The sequence below is a fragment of the Mesorhizobium sp. M7A.F.Ca.CA.002.05.1.1 genome (assembly GCF_003998335.1).
Taxonomy (GTDB): Bacteria; Pseudomonadota; Alphaproteobacteria; order Rhizobiales; family Rhizobiaceae; genus Mesorhizobium.
The window spans coordinates 1-1,224 of the sequence record NZ_RZQI01001278.1 but is presented as its reverse complement, the minus strand read 5'-3'; the positions used below and the strand labels follow the sequence as shown (position 1 = coordinate 1,224).

The window sequence follows — 1,224 nt, the reverse complement described above, 5'->3', positions numbered from 1 at the left end:
CGAGTTGAACACTTCACACGGCTTGGTCGACTGGTTTTTGAGCCAACAGGCTGACGTGAAAGGGTTCACCCGAGCCGTATTTTCCGGACTGCCTACCGTGGAACTCGCCAGGATCATTCGCGATTTCGTCCTGCCAAATATCAAACTCACCGGCGTGTACCATGTGTCGTCAGATCCAATCAGCAAGTATGATCTCCTCAGAATCATTGCCGAGGTTTACGGCAAAAAGACCCAAATCGTTCCGGACGACCAGTTGGTGATTGACCGCTCATTAAATTCATCTCGTTTCCAGAACGCTACCGGCTACCGCCCTCCCGACTGGCCGGTTCTAATCCGATCCATGTATGACTTTGGCTAAAACATCCTCGAGCGAGACGTTAATGTTTTCCAACAAGACCCTTTTGATTACTGGGGGCACCGGCTCTTTTGGCAACGCTGTGCTGGCTCGATTCCTCAAAACGGACTTCGCAGAGATCCGTATCTTTAGCCGGGACGAAAAAAAGCAGGAGGATATGCGCCTGTCGTTGCCGGACGATCGCTTAAAATTTTATATTGGTGATGTCCGCGATTATCACGCTGTCGATGATGCAGTTCGCGGAGCCGACTACATCTTCCACGCTGCGGCGCTCAAGCAAGTGCCGTCTTGCGAATTTTACCCAATGGAGGCGATCAAAACGAATGTTCTCGGCGCTGAAAACGTGCTTCGCGCTGCGATCAGCCATCGCGTCCAGCGTTGCGTGGTGCTTAGCACTGACAAGGCTGTATACCCTGTAAACGCTATGGGTATGTCAAAGGCGTTGATGGAAAAAGTTATGATCGCGAAATCGCGAGTCAGCGATTCTGTTCGCACCGTCGTCTGCGCCACCCGTTACGGCAACGTCATGGCGTCCCGCGGCTCAGTGATCCCCCTCTTCCTTGACCAACTGCTAGGCGGCAAGCCCCTGACATTAACCGATCCCAACATGACACGTTTCTTGATGTCGCTCGATGAATCAGTCGACTTAGTACTTTATGCATTCGAGCACGCACGGTCGGGCGATATATTTGTTCAGAAGGCACCCGCTTCTACCGTGGGGGTTCTGGCTGAGGCGATGCAGGAACTATTCGAACGGGACAATCCGGTGAAAATCATCGGGACTCGTCATGGTGAGAAGCTTTTCGAAACTTTGGTGTCGCGCGAGGAAATGGTGCGTGCGGAAGACCTAGGCAATTATTATCGGATTC

The 1,224-nt window shown here is 52.2% G+C and carries 1 protein-coding gene and 1 pseudogene; both read left to right on the top strand.

What is annotated here, in order from left to right; all coding sequences use genetic code 11:
- Window positions 1-358, top strand: a pseudogene (locus EN939_RS38370) (NAD(P)-dependent oxidoreductase); the annotation flags it as partial.
- Between the two features lie 22 nt (window positions 359-380).
- A partial coding sequence (locus EN939_RS34855) for a UDP-N-acetylglucosamine 4,6-dehydratase family protein (RefSeq protein ID WP_127271903.1) occupies window positions 381-1,224 on the top strand: 844 nt, incomplete at its 3' end.